The organism is Paraburkholderia sp. SIMBA_053, assembly GCF_046534895.1.
GTDB lineage: Bacteria > Pseudomonadota > Gammaproteobacteria > Burkholderiales > Burkholderiaceae > Paraburkholderia > Paraburkholderia caledonica.
The window spans coordinates 1-257 of sequence record NZ_JAWRXU010001082.1 but is presented as its reverse complement, the minus strand read 5'-3'; the positions used below and the strand labels follow the sequence as shown (position 1 = coordinate 257).

The following is a 257-nucleotide window of genomic DNA, read 5'->3' as shown; positions in this document are numbered from 1 at the left end:
GGTCGTACCCGCGCCGCCATCACGTCCGACTCTATCGGTTACTTCGAACCCGTCCGGATCGCGCTGCAGACGGCGGGCGCGCGGGCAAACCTTCCACTGTTCGATCTGTTCATGACCGACCAGCAGCATTTCGGCCAGCCGAAAGGGGATCACACGCACTTCGAGACGAAGTGCCCGATCTGCAGCGTCAAGGTCGCGTGGCCCGCGCAGCTGTGGCGCGACGTCAAGGATCGTCCCTACACTTGCAGGAACAAACA

Annotated in this window: 1 protein-coding gene; it reads left to right on the top strand. The window is 62.6% G+C overall.

The genetic code is table 11. The features are described from left to right. Positions 1 to 257 (top strand): hypothetical protein (locus SB753_RS38965; RefSeq protein ID WP_410805405.1); only part of this gene is annotated, 257 nt, incomplete at both ends.